General features: G+C 71.2%; 20 protein-coding genes. 1 reads left to right on the top strand and 19 read right to left on the bottom strand.

What is annotated here, in order from left to right; genetic code table 11:
- Position 1: 1 nt before the first annotated feature.
- The 11 genes from ACQBAU_RS03175 to ACQBAU_RS03125 all read right to left on the bottom strand — a co-directional run bounded on the left by ACQBAU_RS03175 (position 2) and on the right by ACQBAU_RS03125 (position 12619).
- A complete protein-coding gene (locus ACQBAU_RS03175; RefSeq protein ID WP_465255221.1) occupies positions 2-637 on the bottom strand; it encodes a TlpA family protein disulfide reductase in 636 nt (211 codons plus the stop codon).
- Positions 634-1293, bottom strand: coding sequence for a histidine phosphatase family protein (locus tag ACQBAU_RS03170; RefSeq protein ID WP_434550263.1), 660 nt, complete (start codon positions 1291-1293; stop codon positions 634-636). Before ACQBAU_RS03170 ends, ACQBAU_RS03175 begins: the two co-directional genes overlap by 4 nt.
- An 86-nt stretch (positions 1294-1379) precedes the next feature.
- Positions 1380-2699 (bottom strand): glutamate-1-semialdehyde 2,1-aminomutase, encoded by a 1320-nt coding sequence (gene hemL, locus ACQBAU_RS03165; RefSeq protein WP_465255222.1) that lies wholly within the window; start codon positions 2697-2699, stop codon positions 1380-1382.
- Positions 2700-2781: 82 nt separating this feature from the next.
- Complete coding sequence (locus tag ACQBAU_RS03160; protein WP_465255223.1) at positions 2782-4374, bottom strand: heparinase II/III domain-containing protein; 1593 nt, start codon at positions 4372-4374, stop codon at positions 2782-2784.
- A gap of 28 nt (positions 4375-4402) precedes the next feature.
- Positions 4403-5194 (bottom strand): sugar phosphate isomerase/epimerase family protein, encoded by a 792-nt coding sequence (locus ACQBAU_RS03155; protein WP_465255224.1) that lies wholly within the window; start codon positions 5192-5194, stop codon positions 4403-4405.
- Positions 5195-5312: 118 nt separating this feature from the next.
- Positions 5313-6308 carry an LLM class flavin-dependent oxidoreductase gene (locus tag ACQBAU_RS03150; RefSeq protein ID WP_434550267.1) on the bottom strand — a complete coding sequence of 332 codons (996 nt, stop codon included), beginning with the start codon at positions 6306-6308 and terminating at the stop codon, positions 5313-5315.
- 2 nt (positions 6309-6310) lie between these two features.
- Positions 6311-8083, bottom strand: a complete 1773-nt coding sequence (locus ACQBAU_RS03145; protein ID WP_465255225.1) for an acetyl/propionyl/methylcrotonyl-CoA carboxylase subunit alpha — start codon at positions 8081-8083, stop codon at positions 6311-6313.
- 19 nt (positions 8084-8102) lie between these two features.
- Entirely contained in the window at positions 8103-9740 is a 1638-nt protein-coding gene (locus ACQBAU_RS03140; RefSeq protein WP_465255226.1) for a 5-oxoprolinase subunit B/C family protein, read from the bottom strand.
- A gap of 25 nt (positions 9741-9765) precedes the next feature.
- Entirely contained in the window at positions 9766-10569 is an 804-nt protein-coding gene (locus tag ACQBAU_RS03135) for a putative hydro-lyase (protein ID WP_465255227.1), read from the bottom strand.
- 9 nt (positions 10570-10578) lie between these two features.
- Positions 10579-11340: a LamB/YcsF family protein gene (locus ACQBAU_RS03130; protein WP_465255228.1), complete on the bottom strand. Its 762-nt coding sequence runs from the start codon at positions 11338-11340 to the stop codon at positions 10579-10581.
- 4 nt (positions 11341-11344) lie between these two features.
- Positions 11345-12619, bottom strand: coding sequence for an NRAMP family divalent metal transporter (locus ACQBAU_RS03125; RefSeq protein ID WP_465255229.1), 1275 nt, complete (start codon positions 12617-12619; stop codon positions 11345-11347).
- A 160-nt stretch (positions 12620-12779) separates the two neighbouring features.
- Between ACQBAU_RS03125 and ACQBAU_RS03120 the strand changes: the two genes are divergently transcribed.
- On the top strand, positions 12780-13427 hold the full coding sequence (locus ACQBAU_RS03120; protein WP_465255230.1) for a GntR family transcriptional regulator: 648 nt from the start codon (positions 12780-12782) through the stop codon (positions 13425-13427).
- A gap of 3 nt (positions 13428-13430) precedes the next feature.
- On the opposite strand, the gene ACQBAU_RS03115 is transcribed toward ACQBAU_RS03120, so the two are convergent.
- The 8 genes from ACQBAU_RS03115 to ACQBAU_RS03080 form a co-directional block, all read right to left on the bottom strand.
- The gene (locus ACQBAU_RS03115) at positions 13431-14672 is read right to left on the bottom strand and encodes a class I SAM-dependent methyltransferase (RefSeq protein WP_465255231.1); all 1242 of its coding nucleotides are present in this window, start codon (positions 14670-14672) and stop codon (positions 13431-13433) included.
- A gap of 186 nt (positions 14673-14858) precedes the next feature.
- Positions 14859-15215, bottom strand: a complete 357-nt coding sequence (locus tag ACQBAU_RS03110; RefSeq protein WP_465255232.1) for an MmcQ/YjbR family DNA-binding protein — start codon at positions 15213-15215, stop codon at positions 14859-14861.
- Positions 15216-15361: 146 nt separating this feature from the next.
- On the bottom strand, positions 15362-15583 hold the full coding sequence (locus ACQBAU_RS03105) for a hypothetical protein (RefSeq protein ID WP_434550278.1): 222 nt from the start codon (positions 15581-15583) through the stop codon (positions 15362-15364).
- Positions 15584-15598: 15 nt separating this feature from the next.
- Positions 15599-16582 (bottom strand): porphobilinogen synthase, encoded by a 984-nt coding sequence (gene hemB / locus ACQBAU_RS03100; RefSeq protein ID WP_434550279.1) that lies wholly within the window; start codon positions 16580-16582, stop codon positions 15599-15601.
- Between the two features lie 2 nt (positions 16583-16584).
- Positions 16585-18240: a bifunctional uroporphyrinogen-III C-methyltransferase/uroporphyrinogen-III synthase gene (locus tag ACQBAU_RS03095; protein ID WP_434550280.1), complete on the bottom strand. Its 1656-nt coding sequence runs from the start codon at positions 18238-18240 to the stop codon at positions 16585-16587.
- Between the two features lie 78 nt (positions 18241-18318).
- Positions 18319-19377: a hydroxymethylbilane synthase gene (hemC, locus tag ACQBAU_RS03090; RefSeq protein ID WP_434550281.1), complete on the bottom strand. Its 1059-nt coding sequence runs from the start codon at positions 19375-19377 to the stop codon at positions 18319-18321.
- A gap of 26 nt (positions 19378-19403) precedes the next feature.
- Entirely contained in the window at positions 19404-20699 is a 1296-nt protein-coding gene (gene hemA, locus ACQBAU_RS03085; RefSeq protein WP_434550282.1) for a glutamyl-tRNA reductase, read from the bottom strand.
- Complete coding sequence (locus tag ACQBAU_RS03080) at positions 20696-21592, bottom strand: redox-sensing transcriptional repressor Rex (protein ID WP_465255233.1); 897 nt, start codon at positions 21590-21592, stop codon at positions 20696-20698. Before ACQBAU_RS03080 ends, hemA begins: the two co-directional genes overlap by 4 nt.
- Positions 21593-21757: the final 165 nt, after the last annotated feature.

Below are 21757 nucleotides of genomic sequence, written 5' to 3'. Positions count from 1 at the left end.
CTCAGCGTCCCTCGGCCACGTCGTTGACCAGAGCGACCAACGACCCCGTACTGATCACGCCGATGACTCGGGCCGCGACCCGGCCGTCGGCGTCGATCACCAGGGTGGACGGAATCATCCCCGGCGGCAGGTGGTCGGCGAACTTGAGCAGTTCGGCACCCGACGGGTCGTAGATGCTCGGATAGGTGATGTCGAACGCACGCACGAACGCCTGCGCCTGCGCCGGGTCGGGGTCGCGGATGTTGAGACCGATGAACTGGGCGACCTCCGCGGTCTGGTCGGCGGCGGCCACCAGGTCGGGGGCCTCCGCGCGGCAGGGCGGGCACCACGAACCCCAGACGTTGATCACGATCACCTTGCCCGGGTAGTCCTCGGTCGACAGCGGCTCACCGTCCAGGCTGGTGCCGTGCACCACCGGCGCGGCCTGCCGCTCCGCCGGCGGCACCTGGGTCACGCCCGGCTCGGCCTCGACGAACCCCTGGCCAGCAGTCTCGGTCGGACCGCTGTTGCAGGCCGACAACAGCGCCAGCAGCACGAGTGCCACCACCGCGCCCAGCCCCCGACGGCCCGCCCACCGGCGGCCCGCCGACCGCCGTTCCACCCACCGCCGTTCCGACCACCGCCCGACCATGGTCACGCCCCGGCCACGAACTTCTTCGTCTTCTGTTCCAGCAACAGGTCCTTCGCGGGCTCGGTGTAGGCGACCGAGGTGACCCGACCGTCGATCAGCGTGAACGAGGTCACGCTGGCGAGCCGGCACTCACGCTTGCGCGGATCGTGGACCAGCGACTTGCCCACCGCGTCACAGCGGGCCATCCAGATCGGCAGCTGGTGCGACACGATCAGGGCCTCGTGCCCCTTGGCCGCTTCGGCGGCGTCGGCGATGGCGAGCCGCATCCGGGCGACGATGTCGGTGTAGCGCTCCCCCCAGCTGGGCCGCAGCGGGTTGCGGAGCAGCCACCAGTTGCGCGGGTCGAGCAGGGTCTTCGACGAGGCGTTGAACACCTTGCCCTCGAACTGGTTGCTCGCCTCGATCACCCGACCGTCGGTCACCACCGACAGCTCGGGCCGCAGCTCGGCGATCGGCGCCATCGTCTCCTGCGCCCGCTCCAGCGGCGAGCAGCGCAGGTGGGTGATGTCGCGGTCCCGGGACCACTCGGCCGCCACCTCGGCCATCTGGATGCCGAGGTCGGACAGGTGGAAGTCGGGCAGCCGCCCGTACAGCACACCACCGGGGTTGTGAACCTCGCCGTGACGCACCAGGTGCACCACGGTGCGGTCGCCGTCGGACATGCAGTTCTCCTCACTCGGGCACGGACGCTCCGGGCCCATTCTGCCACGCGCACCAACCCGTGGCCGCCCGGCGATCTCGGTCGGGTTCAGCTGGTGGCACCGGTGGTCGCGGCCGCGGCGGCCCGGGCGGCCCCGGGCAGTGCGGCGACGACCCGGTCGAGCACGGCGTCGTCGTGGGCCGACGACAGGAACCACGCCTCGTACGCGCTGGGTGGCAGGTGGATCCCGGCGTCCAACATGGCGTGGAAGAAGGCCGCGTACGCGGTGGTGTCGGTGGTCCTCGCGTCGGCGTAGTCGTGCACCTCGGCCAGGTCGGTCAGGAAGACGCTGAACAGGTTGCCGGCGCTGCCGATCACGTGCGGCACCCCGGCCGCGGTGAATGCCGTACGGACCTCGTCCTGCAGCCGGGCCGAGACCCGGTCGAGGTGGTCGTACACCTCCGCGGTGGCGAGCCGCAGCGTGGTCAGCCCGGCGCTGGTGGCCACCGGATTGCCCGACAGCGTGCCGGCCTGGTAGACCCCGCCGACCGGTGCCAGGTGCTGCATCAGCTCGGCGCGGCCACCGAACGCGGCCGCCGGGAACCCGCCGCCCATCACCTTGCCGAAGGTCATCAGGTCGGGCGTCACGCCGTCGCGGCCGAACTGTCCGCTGGCCGACACGCGGAACCCGGTCATCACCTCGTCGGACACGTACAGCGCCCCGTGGTCGTGGCAGGCCCGGCGCAGGAACTCGTTGAACGAGACCCCGGCGACCGTGGCAGGGGCGACGACGCCCATGTTGCCCGCGGCGGCCTCGGTGATGATGCAGGCGATCCGGTCGCCGTGCTCGGCGAACGCGGCGGTGACGGCGTCACGATCGTTGTACGGCAGCACGAGCGTGTCGGCGGTGGTCCCGGCCGTGACGCCGGGGGTGCCCGGCAGGGCGAGCGTGGCGACGCCGGAACCGGCCTCGGCCAGCAGCGCGTCGGCGTGGCCGTGGTAGCAGCCGGCGAACTTCACCACCAGGTCGCGGCCGGTGATGCCGCGAGCCAGCCGCAACACGCTCATCGTGGCCTCGGTGCCGGAGTTGACCAGCCGCACCTGCTCGACGGGGGTGCGGTCGACGATGGCGGCCGCCAGCTCGACCTCCGCCTCGGTGGGGGCACCGTACGAGGTGCCGCCGGCGGCGGTTCGGGTCACCGCCTCGATCACCTCGGGGTGGGCGTGGCCCAACAGCATCGGCCCCCACGAGCAGACCAGGTCGACCAGCTCGTTGCCGTCCACGTCGACCAGGTACGCACCCCGGGCGCTCGCGATGAACCGGGGGGTGCCGCCGACCGAGGCGAACGCCCGGACCGGCGAGTTGACCCCACCCGGGATCACCTGCTGGGCGCGCGCGAAGAGTTCGGCGGAACGGCTGTCAGGCATGGGGTCCTCGCGGTCGACGATCATGGCCCAGCCATCGTAGGCCAGCCCACCGACAGCGCCGATTCGACGCACTCCGGCCCGCTCAGCGGTGGGTGGCGTCGGCCCCGTCGACCACCCGGTAGGTGGAGCGGAACGTGACGTCGGTGCTGTCGACGGCCACCCAGTCCAGGTGCGGGACACCGCGTTGCGGGTCATCCGCGGGCCCGGGGCCGGGTCGCAGCAGCACCTCGGCGGGTGCCGTCACCTCGTGCTCCCCGACCAGGTGTTCCCCGTCCCCGGCCCAGTGGGTCGTCACACCGTTGGGGTGGTGGGTCACCCGGAAGCCACCGACGGGTCGCAGGTGCAGGGCGATCCGGTGCGGGCGGTCACACCGTACGGTCAGCTCGTCGACCAGACCGGCGTCGGTGAGCCGCAGGCTCCGGGTCGCGTGGACGCCCGGGTACGCCAGCGCACTCGCCACCACGACCGACGTGTCGTCGTGGCTGATCAACTCGCCCGGCCCGGCCTCCTGATCATGACCGTCGATGCTGAAGGTCGGGTGGGCCGTGGTGCTGGCGTAGTGGGTCCGCCAGTACCGGTGCCCGTACGGCACCTGCCCGGGGTCGGCCTGGAACGGGGACCGGTCGCCGTACAGCAACAGCGACAGGGTGTCGAAGTGGCCGTGTGAGCTGCCGTGCGGTCCGAAGGCGACCACCGCCTGCAGGCCGGGGCGTCGCAGCACCGCGTACCCACCGTCCGGCTGGACCACCACCGAGGTCGCCGGTCCGGCCGGAAGGTCGGCGGCGAGGTCCAGCTCGGCCAGCTCGGCGTCGTAGCCGGGCCGACGGTACGGCCCGTCGTGCAGTGCCGGCAGCTCTCCCGACCCGGTCCGCAGGTCCTGCAGTACGCGCCGCATCGCGGCCAGCCGTTCGGCGACGTCGTCCGGTACGACGGCACCGGGCACCCCGTCGATCGCGACCAGACAGGCCCGCAGCACGAACGAGTGGTAGTAGGTGCTCGCCTCCCACTGCCAGCCGTCGGGCAGCACCGCCGCCCGCAGATGTGCGTACGTCCCGTGGTCGCCGGTCAGCCAGCCCTCGTCGCGGCTGCAGACGGCCCCGGCGGCGTCCAGCCAGGCAACGAAGTTCGAGGTGAACCTTCCCTGCCCCAGCAGGGTTTCCCGGGCGGTCGCCGCCGCCTCGACCAGCCCGGTGAGGAGGGCGTCGACCTGGGTCGGCAGCACCACCTCGCGGTCGCGCAACGCCCAGCACGCTCGCCCGATGTGCACCGCCCAGATCGCCTCGGTGAGGGCCTGGTGGAACAGCCTCCCGCGCAGCATCCAGGCCTGCGATCCCTCATGATCGGAATCGAGTCCGGCGTACAGCTCCGCCCACTGGGTGAGCACGTCCAGCACCTGTTGATCATGGTCGGGGCCGGCGAGTGCGAGGTCGCGGATCCGGACCGCGCAGGCCTGGTGCGCCAGCACCGTCCAGGCACCCCGGATGGCCGGAGTGTCGAGCAGGCAGCCGTGCGGGCACCGCACCCCGGCCGGCGGGAACGTCCCGCCGAGCATGTCGTCGTGCAGCAGTTCGGTGCCGTGCACCGGGCACACGTACTCGTGCCACCAACCGCCGCGCTCGTTCGGCAGCACGACGTGTGCCGCCCGGGTGGTCGGTTCGGTGTCCGGTGATGTCATGGCGGGTCCTCGTGTCGACGGCGGCGAGTCAGTGGAACAGGGAGCGGGCCAGCGCATGATCATCTCGGACGAGCCGGCTCACGTCGGCCTGCTCGGCGGAGTACTCGGCGGGCAGGCAGAAGGGGCCGCCATAGCCGTGCCGGGCGAGGTGGTGCAGCACCACACCCCAGTCACAGCTGCCCTCACCGCCGGCGACCCACTCCGGCCGGCGTCGGGGTTGGCCCGCGGCGTCGGTCAGGTCGGTCGGCACCCATCGCGCGTTCTTCAGGTTGACCTGCAGGATCCGCTCGTACGCGGCGTCGATGCTCCGCCGTGGGTCGTCCCCGCCGAGCCCTTCGTGCCCGGCGTCCCAGACCAGGCCGAAACCCTTGCTGGGCAACGGATCCAGCAGTTCCATCATGGCCAGTGCCGTCGGCACGTACGGTCCCTCGTGCGGTTGCAGGCCGACCGCGACGCCGTACCGGGCGACCGGCTCGACCAGGGCGTCGAGTCGACGGTGCCAGGTGGCGATCCCGGCGCGGTGGTCCCCGTCGATCCGCGCCATCATCCGGACCAGGTCGACACCGGCAGCCCGGCAACCGGCCAGCACCGCCTCGGTCGGGTCCGCGGCGACGCTGCTGATCACCACCCCGTGCTCGGCCAGCTCGGCGGCGTAGCGCGGCAACGCGTCGGCAGCATGCTCCGGCTCGACCGCACAGCCGGGGCGGACCGGGAGCTCCACGGCCGTCAGGCCCATCGCGTGGACGACCGACGCCAGCTCGGGGGCGGCCAAGGTCGGCCACGGCTTGGTGAACACCGACCAAGTGGTGCCGGGCGTCATCGGGTCCTCCGCATCGTCGACCGCGGCGGTGGTGTCGCCGGTCGGTCGTCAAACCTATCCGAATCCGCAGGCCCTGGGCGGCCGGTCCGGGGGCACGGGGCCGGAGTGCGCGGCGGGTTCAGCGGTTGATCCGCGGACCGATCACGTCGGCGAAGGCCCGGACGTGGTCGGCCGGGAACTCGTAGTGGTTGTCCCAAGTGTGGTCGGGGAACAGGAACATCCGCCGCAGGCCCAGTTCCTCGCGGGCCCGGACCAGGCGGTCGGCGCACTCCTCGGCGGTGCCGAACAGCCCGAACGCATCGAGCACCTGGTCGGCCTGCTCGTCCGACACACTCCCCGGGTCGAAGTCGTCGGCGATGTCGATGCCGGACGCGCGGAGCCACCGCAGGTTGGACACACTGGGGTAGCGCAGCCACGGCTGCCCCTCCCGGAACCAGCCCTGCGGGTAGCGCCGCAGCTCGGTCCGCTCACCCAACCCGAACGGGGTGATGAAGATCTCGGCGATGCTGTCGGGGTCCCGGCCGGCCCGCTCGGCACCGCGCCGGACGTGGTCGCGCGCAGCCGCGACCCCGTCGGGATGCAGGCCGACCAACATCATCACGCCGTCGGCGGCCTCCCCCGCCAGCTCGAGCAGCTTCGGCCCCGACGCCAGCAGGATCACCTCGGCCCCGTCGGCGGGGCGGCTGTCGAGGTGCAACGGCTGCCCGTCGAACTCGGCCTTCCCGGTGTTGATCAGGCCGCGCAGCGCCAGCAGGACCTCCTTGAGCCGGGCCCGACGCTCCGGTGCCGCGCCCGCCTTCTCCACCGACAGGAAGCCGGGGGCCACGGTGAGCATGGCCCGTCCCGGCGCCAGCTCGTCGAGCGAGTTGAGCAGCGAGGCCAGCACCAGCGGGTGTCGGGTCACCGTGTTGGAGGTTGCCGGGAACAGTCGCAGCGCGTTGGTGGTGTGTGCCATCGCCGCCAACGCCACGTACGCGTCACGTCCGGTGTGGTGGTGGTCGGGTACGCCGACCCCGGAGAGTCCCGCCTGTTCACAGACGGCGGCGTACTCGGCCAGCTTGGGCAACGGGCTGCCCAGCGGCACCCGGATCGACACCTCGAGTTGATCAGCCACCGTCATATCCCCTGCTCGTCGTTCGTGTCGGCCTGCTCGCCGGTGTTGATCTTGGCGATCGGGTCGTCGGCACCCACCACGGCGCCGACCTCGACCAGCTGCTGCAGGGTTCCGGCGCGATGGGCACTGACCCGGGTCTCCATCTTCATCGCGTCCAGGACGGCGATGTCGTCACTCTCGGCGACGGTTGCGCCGTCGTCGACCAACCATTCCACCAGCGCACCCCCCGACGGTGGCAGCACGGCCGTGTCATCGGCGGCACCACCGGAGTCGCCGGCGCCGCCGGCGGCCGCAGCTCCACCGGCGCCAGCCAGTCCTTGCAGCAGTTCCGCCGGCAGTCCGAGCACCACCCGCCGGCCGTCCAGCTCGACACCGAATCGCTGCATTCCCTGCTCCGGAACGGGATCGGGCCTGACCTGACCCTGTTGGATCCGCGGCATGGCCACGGTCTCGATCCACTGCGTGCTGACCGCGAAACCGTCGGTGGAGAAGTCCGCATCGTCCAGCAACAGGCCCAGGAACGGTACGACGGTCGCCGGACCCTCGACGGCCAGCTCGCGCAAGGCCCGCCGGGTGCGTACCAGCACCGCATCCCGGTCCGGTGCGACGATGATCAACTTCGCAAGCATCGAGTCGAACGCCGGCTGGACGACGTCACCGACCTCGACGCCGGCATCCCACCGGATCCCCGGCCCGGCGGGCACCCGCAGGCCCGTCACCCGTCCCGGGCTCGGCAGGAAGCCCCGTGCCGGGTCCTCGGCGTTGATGCGCAACTCCAGTGCGTGTCCGACCGGGGTCGGGGTCTTCGTGATCGACAACCCTTGCCCCTCAGCGATCCGGAACTGCTCACGGACCAGGTCGACGCCGGTCACCGCCTCGGTCACCGGATGCTCGACCTGCAGCCGGGTGTTGACCTCCAGGAAGGTCAGCACCCCGTCCTCACCGAGCAGGAACTCCACCGTCCCGGCACCGCGATAGTTCACCGCGGCACAGATGTCACGGGCCGCGCTGTGGACCCGTTCCCGTTGCTCGGTGGTCAGTCCCGGCGCCGGGGCCTCCTCGACGAGCTTCTGACTGCGGCGCTGCAACGAGCAGTCACGGTCCCCCACGACGACCACGGTGCCCTGCCCGTCGCCGACCACCTGGGCCTCCACGTGACGCGGTCGGTCGAGGAACCGTTCGACGAAGCATTCGCCCCGTCCGAATGCACCGACCGCCTCCCGGACGGCCGACTCGTACGACGACGCCACCTCGTCGAGCTCGCGGACCACCTTCATCCCGCGGCCACCGCCGCCGTACGCGGCCTTGATCACCACCGGCAATCCGTGCTCCTGGGCGAATGCGTGGCACTCCTGGGCATCGGCGAGCGGCCGATCGAGCCCGGGCACCAGCGGCGCCCCGACCTGTTCGGCGATCCGGCGGGCGGTCACCTTGTCGCCCAACTTGTCGATGCTGTCGGGGGTCGGGCCGATCCAGGTCAGCCCCGCCTCCTCCACCGCGCGGGCGAAGTCCGCACTCTCGGACAGGAACCCGTACCCGGGGTGGACGGCGTCGGCACCGGACCGGTCCGCCGCAGCCAGCAACGACTCGATGTCGAGGTAGGTGTCGGCCGCGGTGGTGCCACCCAGCCCGTACGCCTCGTCGGCCAGCCGGACGTGCAACGCTTCGGCGTCCTGGTCGGCGTAGACCGCGACCGAGGCGTAGCCGGCTTCGGCGCAGGCCCGGATGACCCGGACCGCGATCTCGCCACGGTTGGCGATCAACACCTTCTGCATCTGGACGGCCTCTCTGCTCTCACACATCGGTGGGGGACGTGTCCGCCGTCATGGCGATGGGACTGGGACGTACACGGAACCGCACCTTCGCACCCGGCGGCAGCTGCCCGGCCCGGTCGAGGTGATCATCGACGACCGCCCCGATGATCGGGTAGCCGCCCGTCAGCGGGTGGTCGGCCAGGAACAGCACGGGCTGACCGTCGGCCGGCACCTGGATCGCCCCGGTGACCGCCCCCTCGCTCGGCAGCTCGCCGTCGATGGCCCGCGACAACGGCACCTCGCCCTGCAGCCGGATGCCGACCCGGTCCGACCGTGGGGTGACCAGCCAGTCCTGGGATTCCAACACCTGCAGGGCTTCGGGGGTGAACCAGTCGGAACGAGGGCCGAGGACGACGTCGAGCTCCACGACCTCGCTGCTCACCGGGAGTTCATGATCAACGACCGGCAGCGGGTCGACCGCGTACGGTGCCGTGTGCGGGTCACCCAGCGGTACGCGATCCCCGGCCCGCAGTGCCTCGGGGCCCAGGCCGGCGAGGGTGTCGGTGGCCCGACTTCCCAACGCGGCCGGCCCTTCGACGCCACCGCGGATCCCCAACACCGTACGAAGGCCCGCGGCTGCCGAGCCGAGCCGGAGTTCGTCGCCGTCCGCCACCGCGAACGGCACACCATGATCAACTTGGCGGGCCACACCGTCCCGGTCGGTCAGTGTCGCGGCCGCGGTCGCGCCCGTCAACGCGGCAACCGTGTCACCGTGGAAACACAGTACGGCACCGCCGCCGAGGAGTTCCAGGGCAGCCGTTCCGGGAAGGTTGCCGACCGCCCGGTTCGCGGCCCGCAGTGCACCCCGATCGGCGACCCCGGACGCCGACACCCCGAGTGCGGAGAACCCCGGTCGGCCGGTGTCCTGGACGAGCAACTGCAAGGCGGGGCGGACGACTTCGAGTTCGTGTTCCGGGCGTCTCGACGAGCTCGACGGGCGTTGATCCACGTCCCCCGAGCCCTCACTCACGGCCCCCGTGCGTTCGGAAGGGTCCGCCGCCACGAACCGGACGGCGACACCGGGGGTCAGCAGGGCCGGCGGATCGCGGTCGAGGTCCCACATCTGCTCGTCGGTCCGCCCGATGATCTGCCAGCCGCCGGGGCTGGAGCGTGGGTACACCCCGGTGAACAGCCCCGCCAACGCCACCGATCCGGCCGGCACCCGGGTCCGCGGTGACGACCGCCGGGGGACGTCGAAGAACGGGTCGTCACAGGAGATGTAGCCGAAACCGGGTGCGAATCCGGTGAACGCGACGGTCCAGTGGGCGGCCGTGTGCCGGGCCACGACCTCCTCGGTCGAGACGCCGAGGTGCTCGGCGACATCGGCCAGGTCCTCCCCGTCGTAGTGGACCTCGATCACCACCTCACCGGCGGTGGCGGCCTCACCGGACACCGGCGGCACCGTCCTGATCGCGGCGGCCAGCTCCGGTGCCGACACCACCAGCGGGTCGTGGTGGACCAAGATCGTCTGCGCCGCGGGGATCAACTCGGTGACCCCCGGCAACGCGGCCGCCTCGAGTGCGGCGTACAACCGGATCGTCGCCTCGAGGTCAGCGGCCTCCACCAGCAGCGCCCGGTCCGAGGCCACCAGGATCCGGGTCACGTCCGAAGCGCTCATCGCTGCTCCCCCGTCGGGCATCCGGTCACTGGATGAACTCGGCATCGGGGACATCGGTGATGAACATCGAGCCCGGGGCGTGCGTCACTGCGAACGGCGGTTTGGACGCCATGATCGCCGCCTGCGGGGTGACCCCGCAGGCCCAGAACACCGGCAGCTCGCCGTCACGGACGTCCGGGGCATCACCGAAGTCAGGCCGGGACAGGTCGGCGATGCCGAGGCCGGCCGGGTCGCCGATGTGGACCGGCGCCCCGTGCACGGCCGGGATCCGGCCGGAGATCCGTACCGCATCGGCCACCCGGTCGGCCACGATCGGCCGCATCGAGACGACCTGGTTGCCCCGCAGCCGACCGGCCGGGGTGCACTCGACGTTCGTGCGATACATCGACACGTTGCGCCCCAGCGTCTGGTGCCTGATCTCGATGCCGGCATCGACCAGCCCGGACTCGAAGGTGAAGCTGCACCCGATCAGGAACGACACCAGGTCGGGCTGCTCCTCCCACGCCGCGATCGCGTCGGTCGGCTCGTCGACCAACTCGCCGTCCCGCCAGATCCGGTACTGCGGGATGTCGGTCCGGATGTCACTGCCGGGCGCCATCGTCGACTCGGTCTTACCGGCCTCCAACACCTCCAGCACCGGACAGGCCGCCGGATTGCGCTGCGCGAACAGCAGGGTCTCGAACGCCCAGTCGGCCGGCACCGAGATCAGGTTGGCCTGGGTGAGCCCGTGGGCGACCCCGCTGGTGGGGCCGACGACGCCGGAGCGGTATGACTCGCGCGCCGCCCGTGCCGCCGCGAGCTGTTCGGGGGTGGGTCCGGTGGTCCGCATCGTCGGTCCTCAGGCTGCGAACGGGCTGATCGTGATGCCCGCCGCCTCCAGGGCGCGACGTGTCTGCGCCGCCATCGCGATCGCACCGTCGGAGTCACCGTGGACGCAGATCGACTGGGCGTCGACCTTCACCTCGGACCCGTCGATCGCTTCCACCACACCGTCCTGGGCCAACCGGACCATCCGCGCCGCAACCTGCTCGGGATCGTGCAGCACCGAGCCCTCCTCGGTCCGCGACACCAATTGCCCGTCGGGTTGGTAGGCGCGATCGGCGAACGCCTCCGACGCGGCGGTGAGGCCGGACCTCGCCGCCAGCTCGGTCGCCAGACCGCCCGACAGCCCGAGGAACACCAGATTCGGAGCGACGGCCCGTACGGCGGCCACCACCGCCTTCGCCTGGGTCTCGTCGCGGGCGATCGTGTTGTACAGCGCACCGTGCGGCTTCACGTACGACACCGTGCCACCGACCGCGGCGGTCAACCCCAGCAGTGCGCCCAGTTGGTACTCGACCTGGGCCTGCAGGGTGGCCGGATCAATGTCGACCTTGGTGCGCCCGAAGTTCTCGTAGTCGTCGTAGCCCGGGTGCGCCCCGATCGTCACGCCCCGCTCGACCGCGGCCGCCAGCGTCGTCCGGATGCCCTCCGGGTTGCCGGCGTGGAACCCGCACGACACGTTGGCACTGGTCACGATGTCGAGCATCGCCGCATCGTCGCTGACGATGCGATCGGGGGTGTTCTCGCCCAGGTCCGAGTTGAGGTCGATGGTTGCCATGCGATCAGCCTCCAATGCCGATGAACGCGAAGATGGGCCCGACCGAGACGACGCCCATGTACCAGGTGAGCAGTGTCACGAGACTACCCGCGACCAACAGCCAGATCGGGTACGGGGCATCGCCCAGCAGCTTGCGACGGAACCAGCCGATGTACATGAACACGGTGAGGCCGATCGGCAGGATCAGACCGTTGAACCCGCCCACGAACACCAGGATCGCCGCCGGCGGCGTGGTCAGGATCAGGTAGATGATCAAGGACACCACGATGAACGCGACGGTCGCGATCTGCAGTGGCCACCCCTTCAGGAACATGGAGTTGAACGTGGACAGGAAGGTCGCCGAGGTGTAGGCCGCACCGATCACCGAGCTGATCGCCGCCGCCCAGAAGATCGCACCGAAAATGCGCATTCCGGCATCGCCCAGGGCGTACCCGAAGGCCTGTGCGGCCGGGTTGGCGGCCTGGCTGGTGAGGTCGATGGTGACGCCTGAGGCGACCACGCCAAGGATCGCCAGGAACAGCACGTACCGCATCACGCCGGTGACCAGGATGCCGCTGGTGGCGGCGCGCATCACGCCGCCGACGTCCTCGGGTCGGGTCTTGCCGGCGTCCAGGTAGCGGTGGGCACCGGAGTAGGTGATGTAGCCGCCGACGGTGCCGCCGACGATCGTGGTGATGGTGGCGAAGTTGATCGTGTCGGGCCAGACCGTCTGCCGGAACGCGTCGCCGACCGGCGGCTGGGTGATGAACGCGACGACCACGGTCATCACGATCATGCCCACGCCGAGCAGCATCACGACCACGTCGACCACCCGACCGGCGCGCTTGACCAGGAAGATCGCGATCGCCAACAGGCCGGTGACCAGGCCACCGATCTTGGGATCCAAGCCCAACAAGGCATTCATGCCCAACCCGCCACCGGCGATGTTGCCGATGTTGAAGGCGAGGCCGCCGATCACGATCAGCACCGCGATCACGTGCCCGGAGAACGGGATCGCACTGTTGGCCAGCTCACCGGCCCGCTTGCCCGAGGCGGTGATCATGCGCCACACGTTCAGCTGGACCGCGATGTCGACGATGATCGAGATCAGGATCGCGAACGCGAACGCGGCGCCGAGTTGAGCGGTGAACGTGGCGGTCTGGGTGATGAAGCCCGGCCCGATCGCCGACGTCGCCATCAAGAAGATCGCCCCCAGCACGGGCCCGCGCTTCTTCTTCAGCACCTCCCCCACCGACGGCGACTCGGCTGTCGTGGTGTCGTTGCCCTCATTGTCTGCCATGTCTGCTCCATCGACGGTGGTGGACGGTTCCGGGTCGCCGGCAGCCCTTCGGGGCAGGCGTGTCCGTCCGGCTCAGTGTAGGGCACCAACGCGGACGATTGTTCAACAATTGGGATACGGATGCTCACCGACCGGACGATGATCGGTCTATCCTTGCCCGGTGACTGTCCCGGCACCGACGCCCCGTACGACCATCGCCGAAGACCTGCGACGACGCATCATCGACGGCGAGTTCGCCCCCGGCAGCCGGCTCTCCGAGGCCGCGATGACGGCCCACCTCGACGTTTCCCGCAACACCGTGCGGGAGGCGTTCCGGCTGCTGCAGGCCCAGGGGTTGGTCGAACACGTCGCCCACCGTGGGGTCTCGGTGGTCTCCCCCACGGTCGCCGACGTGGTCGACATCTACCGCGCCCGCCGCGCCCTGGAGTGCCACGTCCTGGGCCACGCCGCGCCCCGGCACCCCCGCGTGGCGGCGATGCAGGCCGCGATCGAGCAGGGCGAGGCGGCCGCGGCGGCCGACGACTGGCGGGTCGTCGGCACGGCCAACATGGCCTTCCACGAGTCGCTCGTCGCGCTGTCGGACAGTCCCCGGCTGATGCGCAGCTTCGGCAACGTGCTGGCCGAACTCCGGCTGGCCTTCCTCGAGATCGACGACAGCGAGGGCCTGCACCATCCCTTCGTGGGCCGCAACCGGGCCCTGCTGGACACACTCGTCGAACAGGGCCCCGCCGCGGCCGCGACGGCCCTCGAGCGCTACCTGGTCGACTCCGAACGGGTCGTGCTGGCCGCTCTCACCCGTCGCCCCTGACCGTCACTCGTTGACCAACCAGACGCTGGGCGCCTCGGCGGGCCGATCCTTGCGCTGCGGTGGCCGGCACCGCCCGGCGACCTGCCGACCGAGGCGTGTCACGACGGCATCCGGCGCCATCGCCGGCCGCACCGGACCGTACTGGCTCAACAACAACCGGCCACCGGGCGCGACCACCGCGGCCAGCAGATGATCAACGAGTTGGGCCCACCGGTCCATCGGCACCACGTCGAGCAACATGTGCACCAGGTCGAACCGGACTCCGTCGGGGTGCCGCCACACCACGGCATCGCCGGCCCAGAAGTGCTCGGCCCACTGCGGGTGGAGGGTCCGGGCCCGCTCGACCAGTTCGGGGGCGATGTCGACGCCGTACGGTGTCAGCGCCACCCCGCGCTCGGCGGCCCAGTCGACCATGGACGCCGCCAGGTGTCCGTTGGCGCAGGCGAGGTCCAGGAAGCTGCTCACCGGCCGGCGGGTGTCGACCGCGTCGACCAGGACGCCCCGGGCGTCGCGCCAGTCGTCGGCGGAGCCGCCGAAGCCGGATCCACCCTGCGGTGTGGCGGCTCGCAGGTAAGCGCCGACCAGGGTGCGCCGGGTGTCGGCGACGAGTTGGTCGTACGACATCGTGCGCCGCGACTCGTCGGCCAGCGCCACCAGCCGGGCCAGCGCACCGTCGCCCTGGTCGGTGAGCAACGCGACGGCCTCGTCCGGCGACCCGGTCCACCACTCGGCGTCGGACCGGTGTGGTCGGGACCCCCTGTAGGGGTCGCCGTCGATCCAGAACACGGCGTGACGCCGCTCGGGGTCGATCGCCAGCAGATGGGTGCCCTGTCGCCGGAATCCCATGCGGGCCAGCGGAATCCGAAGCACACTGTCGTCCCAGACGTCCTCGCCGGGCAGTCGTTGATCACTGGGGATCACCCAGCGGCCGTCGTGGCGGTACAGCGCGACCAGGGCACCGGCGGCGAGCTCGGGATCGAGCCGGAAGCAGACCGTCGACACCCGTGTGATGCGTCGCCAGTCGATCGTCTCAGGGGTGGCGGGGACGAAGGATTCGGCGGCGCGGACGAGGACCGGCCAGTTGGCGAAGCCGAGGTCACGTGCGACCTGGTGCTGCGCGGTGGTGAGCTTCGTGGTCGGGTCGCCCCGGCGGAGTTCGGAGAGGAGTTCCCTCGCCCGCTTGCGGGCCTGCTCAAGATTCACGCTTCGCTTGCGGGCCTGCTCCAGATTCACGTGTTCAGTCATGACGGTTCCCTCCGGAATGCCGACGTCCGCCGTTCGGCAAGAGAGACCGTGTGGTCTTCACAGGTGGGAGATCGGGTGGGCTCGGCCCTTTCCGCGGACGGGTGGCACCCCAGGTGCGCTCCGCGAGACTACCGGATGTGGCCCGTCGGCGCCACGGGCGGTCGACCCGGCCCGGCGCCGTGCGAGTCAGCTGGGGAGCAGCTCGCCGCGGTCCGTCACCAGCTCGGCGGGAGCGGTGAGGCGCCAGGCCTCGAAGACCAGTTCGGCCAGCTCGTCGGTCTCGATGCCGGCCAACGTCACCACCACCCAGCCGAACTGTCCGGCGGTGAACTGCACCTCGAACACGTCCGGCCGTTCGGCGACCAGGGCCAACTGCTCGGCCAGCGGCTGCTTCAGCCCGACCGTCTCGGTGCGTTCCCACAGGTAGCCGAAGACGTGCCCGCCGACCCGGAACGAGGACCAGTGGGACGTGTCACGACGTTGCACCTCGGGGAGTTGCCCCACCAGCCGGACGAAGTCCTCGATCATCACCACGATCGGCATCCAACCACCCGGCACCGACCGGTTGCACGCCGGCCTCGACCGGTCCCGGGCCCGGTCCGCTCGTAAAATCGGGCGCCACAGCGACACACGTGGAGCTCACGTCCACCGACGTCACCACAGCGCCCATACATACGAGCCGCCCCGCCTCAGGAGGCGCCCGAGCCGCCGCGACGCTCGTTCCCGCGGCGATAGTTGCCGGTGGCCCGGGCCAGCAGCTGCTGGTCCTCCTCGTCGGAGCGGCCGAGCTTGCCGATCAGCTTCTGCGCCTGCGCGCCGGCGACGGTGACGACGTGCTGGCCGCCGCGGCTGACCATGACCGTGCCGGACTTGGTGATCCGGTGGTCGAACGGGTCGTCCTCGAGTCCCATCGAGCCGCGCTCCTGTCAGCCCCGGCGGTACCGACGGGCGAACTCCAACGCCCAGTAACTCAGCACCACCTGCGCCCCGGCCCGTCGGATCGACAGCAACGTCTCGTCGATCGCCCGCTCCCGATCGAGCCACCCGTTCGCCGCCGCGGCCTCGACCATCGCGTACTCCCCGGACACGTTGTAGGCCGCGACCGGCACGTCGACCGCGTCGCGGACCGCGCTGATCACGTCCAGGAAGCCGAGCGCGGGCTTGACCATGATCATGTCGGCACCCTCGGCGACGTCGAGGCGCACCTCGCGCAACGCCTCGGTCAGGTTCGCCGGATCCTGCTGGTAGGTCTTGCGGTCCCCGGTCAGCGACGACCCCACCGCCTCTCGGAACGGCCCGTAGAACGCCGACGCATACTTGGCCCCGTACGCCAGGATCGCGGTGTCGAGCTGCCCGGCGGTGTCCAGCGCCGACCGGATCGCCCCGACCTGGCCGTCCATCATCCCCGACGGGCCGACCACATGGGCCCCGCACTCGGCGTGCATCACCGCCATCTCGGCGTACAGCGCCACGGTCGCGTCGTTGTCCACCAGGCCCGACGGGGTCAGCACCCCGCAGTGACCGTGGTCGGTGAACTCGTCGAGACAGACGTCGCTCATGATCAACAGGTCGTCCCCGGCCGCCTCCCGGGCCCGCCGCAACCCCAGGTTGAGGATCCCGTCCTCGGCGAGCGCCCCGGACCCGCGGGCGTCCTTCTGCTCCGGGACACCGAACAGCATCACCCCGCCCAGCCCGACCTCGGCCGCCTCGGCGACCGCCTCGGCCAGGCTGTCGAGGGTGTGCTGGACGACGCCGGGCATCGACCCGATGGGACGTGGCTCGGCCAACCCTTCGGCGACGAACAGCGGCAGCACCAGCTGCTCCGGCCGGACGGCGTACTCGGCCACCAGACCGCGCATCACGGCCGTGGACCGCAACCGCCGCGGCCGGACGGGCAGTTCCATCGCCATGGTCAGCCGCGTCGCCGCGACGAGCCCCGCTTGAGCTCCGACGGCTTCACCACGGCCTCGTTGCGGGCCAGATAACCGTCGCGACGCTCGGCCGCCACGGCAGCCAGTGCGTCGGCCAGGTCGATCGCGCTCGGCTTCGACGCCTGTACGTCGACCCGCAGCCCGTGTTCGGAGCAGGTCTTCGCGGTGGCCGGGCCGATCGCGGCGATGATCGTGTTGGCGTGCGGCTTGCCGGCGATCCCGACCAGGTTGCGGACCGTCGAGGAGGAGGTGAACACCACCGCGTCGAACTTGCCGGTCTTGATCGCGTCCCGCACCTCCGCACTGGGCGGGGCGGCCCGCACGGTCCGGTAGGCGGTGACGTCCTCGACCTCCCAGCCCAACTCCACCAGCGCGGCGGCGAGGGTCTCGGTGGCGATGTCGGCCCGCGGCAGGAAGACCCGGTTGATCGGGTCCAGCACGTCGTCGTACGGCGGCCACTCGGCGGCCAGCCCGGCGGCGGAGTGCTCCTCGGTGGGTACGAGATCGGGCTCGATCCCCCACGCCTGCAGGGTCGCGGCGGTGGTCTCGCCGACCGCGGCCACCTTCAACCCGGAGAACGCGCGGGCGTCCAGCCCGTACTGCTCGAACTTCTCGCGGACGGCCTTGACCGCGTTCACCGAGGTGAACGCGACCCACTCGTACCGCCCCTCGACCAGACCACGGATCGCCTTGTCCATCTGCTGCGGCGACCTGGGCGGCTCCACCGAGATGGTCGGCACCTCTTCGGAGTGTGCGCCGTAGCTGCGGAGCCGGTTGGCCAGCGACGCCGCCTGGTCCTTGGTCCGCGGGATCAGCACCCGCCAACCGAACAGCGGCTTGGTCTCGAACCACGACATCCCGTCGCGCTTGTCCTCGATGACGCCGAGCATCACGTGTACGGGTTCGGCGACGTCGAGCTTGGCGCCGGCGGCCTCGTCGGCCAGTTGACACAGGGTGGTCGAGATGGTCCGCTGCTCGGTGCTGCCGCCGCGGTAGGTCAGCATCACCCGGTCGTCGGCGGGGCGACCGGCGGTCAGTGCGGCGTCGACCAGATCGGTCACCGCACCCGCGCGGGTGCTGATCACCACGGCGCCGACGGCGGCCCACTGGGAGGCCTGGTTCTTGGTGAACCGACCGTCCATCGCCGACACGAAGTGCACCCCACCGGACTGGTGCAGTGCGACCCCGGCATACTCCGGAACCGCTGTCAGGCTGGAAACCCCGGGGATCACCTCGAAGTCGATGCCACCTCGTACGCAGGCCGCGGCCTCGTCGGCGACCGAGCTGTCCAGGAACGGATCACCGGCGACGAGCCGGACCACCCGGCTGCCCTCGCCGGCGTGCTTCAGCACGGTCCGGGCGCGGGTCGACGGCGGGTGTGGCCGGCCGGTGTCGGCCAGCCCCAGGGACAGCACCTCGACCCCGTCCGGGATCGTGATCGCTTCGTGCTCCAGCATGGTGGCCATCGCCTGGTCGTCGAGGATCACCGTCGACGCCTCGGCCAGCGCCGACACCGCTCCGAGCGTCAACAGGTCCGGATCACCGGGGCCGGTGCCGACGAAGATCACCCGCCCCTTGGTCAGGGGCATCGGCGGCTCTGACGGCTTGCTGGTCCTGCGGACCGATGAGGTGGTCACAACGTCCCGTTCTCGACGAAGGTGGTGGCTGCCCGGTGGTGCCCGGCTGCCCTGGCGACTTCGGTGTTCAGTTCGTGGTCATGCGTGGTCATGCCTGCCCTGGTCGTACGTCCCTGCCTGCTGCCATCCCGGCCGGTCACCCAGCTCGGCCAACAGCTCCGTGCCCAACCGGTCACCCAGCTCCGCCGCCGCCGTCACCGGCGCCTTCCCCTGCACCCGGATCAGCTCGATCCGAGGGCCGGGCAGGCCGGATGATGCGGTCGCGTCGCCGGTTTCTGCCGGATCGTTCCCTGTAGTTCTCCCAATTACGGCACCCATAGTCAAATCGGGGGTTGTACCACAGCTCTCGACGATGGCTGCAGCGGCACCCACCGGGGCCAGGCAACCGGCCTCCAAGGTGGCCAACAGGGAACGCTCGGCCACCACCTGTGCCGTGGTCATCGGATCGTCCAGATCCCTTACCAGGTTGACGATCCGCTCGTCGTCGGAGCGCACCTCCAGCGCCAGCGCACCCTGCCCGGCGGCGGGCAGCATGACCGCCAGGTCGAGCACCTCGGCCGTCATCGCGGCCACCTCCACCCGACCACCAGTCGGACGGTCGAGCAGCCCGAGCCGGCGCAGCCCGGCCGCGGCCAGCAGGACGGCGTCGACGTCACCGGAGGCGGCGGCGTCGAGCCGCGACTCGACGTTGCCCCGGATCGGGACGACCTCGATCGCCATCCCCTGCTGTTGTGCCCAGGCCTGCAGCTGGACGGCCCGGCGCGGCGATCCGCTGCCGATCCGGGAGCCGTCGGTGAGCTGGTCCAGTCGTCGCCCCACCAAGACGTCGTTCACCTGCTCACGGGTCGGGTGGGCGATCACCGCCAACCCGTCGACCGGTGCGGTCGGCAGGTCCTTCGCGGAGTGGACGGCCAGGTCGACCGTGCCGGCCAGCACCGCCTCCCGGACGGCCTGGGCGAACACCCCGGTGCCGCCGATCTCGGTGAGGTGCCGGCGGTCGGTGTCCCCCTTGGTGGTGATCGGGACGAAGGTGCTCGCGATGCCGCGGTCGGCGAGCAGGTCCGCCACGTGGGTGACGTGGGCCATCGACAGCCGACTGGCCCGGGCGCCGATCCTGACCTCGTCCACCCCCGTCACCGGCCCTCCCGTCCCCGGCCCTCCCGTCACCGCCGCACCTCCGAGGAGGTGACGGCGGCCACGGTCTGCGGGTCGAGGGCGAACAGGGCGCGCAGTGCGGCGGCGTAGTCGAGCTCGTCGTCGGCGGCGTACTCCTGCACCCGTACGGTCGGGGCGTGCAGCAGCTTCTGCGCGACCCGGTTGACGGTCCGCCGGACCTCGTCGGAGGTGGCCTCGTCGAGCTCGACCCGCTTGGTCAGCCGGGCCAGTTCGGCGTCGACGACCTGGTCGGCCATCGACCGCAACGCGACGACGGTCGGGGTGACCGCCCGGGCGTGCCGGCCGGCGAGGAAGCCGGACACCTCGTCGTTCACCAGCGCCGTGGCGGCGGCCAGGTCGGCCCGGTCGGTGTCGGTCGCCCCGGAGTCGGCGAGCGAGGCCAGGTTGACCAGCGCCAGCCCGGGCAGGTCGGCGACGGCCGGGTCGACGTCGGGCGGCATGGCCAGGTCGACCACCGTACGGACCGAGGTCCCGGCGAGCTCGTCGGGGCCCAGCAGGTAGCCGGTCGAGGCGGTGCAACTGACCACGACGTCCTGCTCGGCGACCACCCGGGCGAGTTCGGCCCAGGGCCGCGCGGACACCGTACGGCCAGCCTCGGCCACGGTGTTGAGCGACTCGGCCAGCGCCACCGCGGTGGCGTCGGTCCGGTTCACGAGGGTGACGTGGGCACCGTCGGCGACGGCGGTGCGGGCGGCCAGCGAGGCCATCTGCCCGGCACCGGCGACCAGCACCCGGCGACCGGCGAGACCGCCGTCCTGCTGCCGTACGGCGTCGAACGCGGCATCGGCGACCGACCGGCCGGCGCGACCCACCTCGGTCTCGGTGTGCACCCGCTTGCCGACCCGGATGCCCTGCTGGAACAGCGCGTTCAGCGCGGTGCCGACGGTGCCGGCCTGCTGTCCCAACGCCAATGCGGTACGGAACTGGCCCAGGATCTGACTCTCCCCGACCACCATCGAGTCCAGCCCCGAGGCGACCGCGAAGGCGTGACCGACCACGCCCTCGTCGTAGAACACCGCACACGAGGACTGCAGGGTGGCCTGGCCGACCCCGGTGAGCCGGGCGAGTTCGTCGACCACCTCGTCCAGCCCGGCGTGGAACCGGTCGACCTCGGCGTACACCTCGGTGCGGTTGCAGGTCGACAGCACCGCGACCTCGGACACGTGGTCACCGAGGGCCAGGGTGTGGCACAACTTGATCGCCGCGTCGTCGGCGAGGGAGGCGGCGGCCAAGGTGCTGATCCCGGCGGTGCGGTGCGAAATGCTCAGCGCGAACAGGCTCATCTGGTCCCTCCGGCGGGGGTCCGACCCCGCGGTGCCCGAACCCGGACGGGATCGAGCTGGTGATTGTCGTGGCCCCGCGTGCCGGGGCCGTCCAGCGCGCGTTGGGCGTCCTGCTTGCGTTGGGCGTCCTGCTTGCGCTGCTCGTGGTAGGCGAGGATCTGCAGTTCCTGGCCGAGGTCGACCCGGCGCATCGCGATCCGGTCGGGCGCCGACAACACGGTGGCGGTGAAGTTGAGGATGCTGGTGATGCCGCAGGCGACCAGTTCGTCGCAGATCTCCTGGGCCACCTCCGGCGGGGTCGCGATGACGGCGATCACCGCTCCGGTGGCGCGGACGGTGGCGGTCAGGTCGCGTTGGTGGGTGACCACCAGGCCGTCGAGTTCCCGGCCGACGAGGTCGGGCTTGACGTCGACCAGCGCGACCACGCGGAAGCCGCCGCGGCCGCTGAAGTCGGAGTTCTTGGCCAGCGCGGTGCCGAGGTTGCCGACCCCGACGATCACGACCGGCCAGTCGGTGGCCGCGCCGATCTCGCGGCCGATCTGGAACCGCAGGAACTCCACGTCGTAGCCGACGCCGCGGGTGCCGTACGACCCGAGGTGCGAAAGGTCCTTGCGAAGCTGGGCGGAGTTGACCCCGGCCGCCTCGGCCAGGTCACCGGAGCTGATCGTGCTGACCCCGGTCTCGGAGCAGTGGTTCAGTGCCCGCAGGTAGCCGGGGAGCCGGGCGACGGTCGCCGACGGGATGCCCTTCGACACCGGGGCGGCCGCACCGACGGCCCTGACGGGATCGATCTGCTCGACGCCATCGATCTGCTCGACGGGTGGTGTGACGTTCGGGACGGGCAGCTCAGCAGGGCCCTGTGCTGCTGGGGTACCCCCCTCGACTGGTGCCACTGATCGACGTCCTCACCCGCTCGGCCGGTGCCGGCCGAGCTGATCCGCACCACCCACCTGACCGACTGAGCGGCTGGAACCGAGGGACGGCCCGGGGCGGCTGTCCACAACTCTAGAAGCTTGTGAACGTGTGCACAAATGCCCTCGGGCCGTCCGTCGGTCTGC

The organism is Carbonicoccus niuqiaonis (genome assembly GCF_050157065.1).
GTDB lineage: Bacteria > Actinomycetota > Actinomycetes > Propionibacteriales > Propionibacteriaceae > Avipropionibacterium.
The sequence above is the reverse complement of the archived record's forward strand: the minus strand, read 5'-3'. Positions and strand labels throughout refer to the sequence as shown.